Origin of the sequence: Nocardioides sp. (assembly GCF_030150155.1) — a bacterium.
In the GTDB taxonomy this organism is placed as follows: Bacteria; Actinomycetota; Actinomycetes; order Propionibacteriales; family Nocardioidaceae; genus Nocardioides.
Genome location: NZ_JASLGR010000005.1, coordinates 1 through 2587, shown reverse-complemented (window position 1 = coordinate 2587; position 2587 = coordinate 1). Strand labels below are relative to the sequence as shown.

Below are 2587 nucleotides of genomic sequence, written 5' to 3'. Positions count from 1 at the left end.
TTTTGGGACCCCGGCGCCTCCGCGGTGCCCGGCGGTTAGCGCCCCCCGCCCCCCGCCGGTGTGGATCGGCTCGATCAGCTGATCTGGGTCGCCGCGACCCCGACCTCGATCACCGCGCCCACCTTCAGGCCCGCCTTGGGCTGGCCCAGGGTGATCCGGATGGCGGCGATCTCGTTGGTCCGGGTGGCGACGTCGCGCGTACGGGCGTTGATCTCCACCTTGCCGAGGCCGGCGACGTTGATCACCGTGTTCGGCCCGACGTCGATCGGGATCTTCTGGCCCGCGATCACCAGGCCCACCGTGGACAACGTCATCCCCGAGGTCCACTTGCCGTCCTGCACGTTGCCGTGCGCCATCACGTGGATGGCGGTCGCCTTGATCAGGCCTCCGAGCAGGCTGAGCCCGGCCACCTTGCTGGTGTTGCGGATGTCCGCGTTGCCCAGGGTGTCCTTCTCGGAGGTGCTGGTCGTGGTCACGGCGCCGGTGGTCAGCAGCGCCGGGATGTTCACCGTGGCCGTGGTGCGGGTCAGGGTGTTGCCGTGGCTGCCGTCGAAGGGCGTGCCCAGGAACGCCGTCGGGCTGGACTCGATGGTGGCCAGGTCGCTGGCGTTGGCCGTGGCCTGCGTGCCGTAGGCCATGCCGTAGAGGACCGCGCCGGCCGACGGGGTCGCGTTGCTGAGGAACTGCGTCTCCGGGTTGACCAGGATGGTCACGTTGGCCGGCATGCCCTCACGGGGCTCGAGCAGCGTGAGGCTCAGCGCCCAGGCGATCGTGGCGGAGCCGGAGTCGTCCTGCCCGTGCTGCACGGCGTTCATCTGCACGTCGGCGACGCCCGGGATCGTGATCCGGTAGTTCTTGGGGATGTTGATCGGCAGCTTCACGCCGGCGATGTGGATGCCCGCGAACTGGGTGTTGGCCGAGGAGCTGAGGTCGCCGGCGGTGTTCGCCTTCGTCTGCATGGTCGTGGTGACCGCGTCGATGGTGACCAGTCCGCCGAGGAGGTCGACGTTCGCGGTGCGCGCCCAGGACTGCACCAGCGTGGTGTTCTCGGTCTTGGTGGCGACCGTGCGGGTCTGCACGGCACCGGTGCTGACGACGCCCTTGGCCACGTCGACCTTGGCGGTGCTGTTGGAGCGCTTCGCCCCGTTGGTGCCGCCGCTGATCGTGCTGGCGGCCGTCAGGTCGGAGCTGACGGTGCCGTCGCCGAGGCGGACGTAGGTGCCTCCGGCGCTGGCCTGGTAGGCCCAGAGCTTGCCCGCGGCGTTGGCCGGCGGGACGAGTGCGAGCGCGGCGCCGAGCACCGAGAGCACCGCGAGGACGAGGAGAAGACGAGATTTCATGGGAGAACTCCGAGGGGGGAGTCGAATAGGGAGGCGATTCAAACTAACACTGCGCTTGCTGATTCAGCCATGTGTGTCACAACCGGCCGGTGAGCGGTGTCTGGATGGCATGACCACACGTATTCCCTCCACCGAGATCACCGGCCTCTACGGAGCGCTGGTCAAGCGATTCAGCATCAGGATGTTCGGCCAGGTACCCGAGTCCCTCGGGGTCATGTGGCACAACGTCCCTGTCCTTCGCGCCACGATGGCGCTGGGCCAGCGTGTGCAGAAGTGGGACGCCTGCGAGGAGAGCCTCACGTCCTTCGCGCACATGGCGGTCGCCTCCTTCATCGGCTGCACCTGGTGCCTGGACTTCAACTACTTCATGGCCAGGGACAAGGGCCTCGACCTCGACAAGGCGCGGGAGATCCCGCGCTGGCGCGAGTCGTCGGCGTTCACGCCCCTGGAGCGCGAGGTCCTGGCGTACGCCGAGGCCATGAGTGCCACGCCCGTCGCCGTCACCGACGAGATGGTCGAGAGCCTGCACCGCCAGCTCGGCCCGGCTGCCGTCGTGGAGCTCACGAACGTGATCGGCTTCGCCAACCTCACCACCCGCGGCAACGTCGCGCTGGGCATCGAGTCGGAGGGCTTCGCGGCGGCGTGCGGGCTGGCGCCACTCGCCGAGCCGAGCGCCCGGCCGGACAGCGCCTCCGGCGTACGCTCCCGGGCATGAGCGCCGCCCAGGACCCGTTCCTGGCCCACCGCAGCCTGCTCTTCACCGTCGCCTACGAGATGCTCGGCTCCGCGGCCGACGCCGAGGACGTCGTGCAGGAGACCTGGCTGCGGTGGGCGGCGCTGGACGACGGCACGCGGGCCGAGGTGCTCGACCCGCGCGCCTACCTCGTCCGGATCGCCACCCGCCAGGCGCTCAACCGGCTCCGCACGCTGGCGCGGCGGCGCGAGGAGTACGTCGGCGAGTGGCTTCCCGAGCCGCTCCTGACCAGTCCCGACGTGGCCGAGGACGTCGAGCTCGCCGAGAGCGTCTCGTTCGCGATGCTGACCGTGCTGGAGACCCTGGATCCCAGTGAGCGGGCGGTATTCGTGCTGCACGAGGTGTTCGAGACGCCGTACGACGAGATCGCCCTGGCGGTCGGCAAGTCCGCCGCGGCGGTCCGGCGGATCGCGCACCGGGCCCGCCAGCACGTCGCCGCCCGGCGGCCGCGGATGGCGGTGAGCCGCACCGAGCAGCAGCAGGTGGTGGCGCG

Annotated in this window: 3 protein-coding genes; 2 read left to right on the top strand and 1 reads right to left on the bottom strand. The window is 70.1% G+C overall.

Translation table 11 applies throughout. From position 1 onward, the window contains the following. Positions 1 to 74: 74 nt before the first annotated feature. A complete protein-coding gene (locus tag Q1V88_RS00775; protein WP_300676309.1) occupies positions 75 to 1340 on the bottom strand; it encodes a choice-of-anchor P family protein in 1266 nt (421 codons plus the stop codon). Positions 1341 to 1449: 109 nt separating this feature from the next. On the opposite strand from Q1V88_RS00775, the gene Q1V88_RS00770 reads away from it, so the two are divergent. Together Q1V88_RS00770 and Q1V88_RS00765 are read left to right on the top strand one after the other, a co-directional pair. Continuing rightward, complete coding sequence (locus Q1V88_RS00770; RefSeq protein ID WP_300676307.1) at positions 1450 to 2055, top strand: carboxymuconolactone decarboxylase family protein; 606 nt, start codon at positions 1450 to 1452, stop codon at positions 2053 to 2055. Next, positions 2052 to 2587 (top strand): sigma-70 family RNA polymerase sigma factor (locus Q1V88_RS00765; RefSeq protein WP_300676305.1); only part of this gene is annotated, 536 nt, incomplete at its 3' end. The genes Q1V88_RS00770 and Q1V88_RS00765, both read left to right, overlap by 4 nt.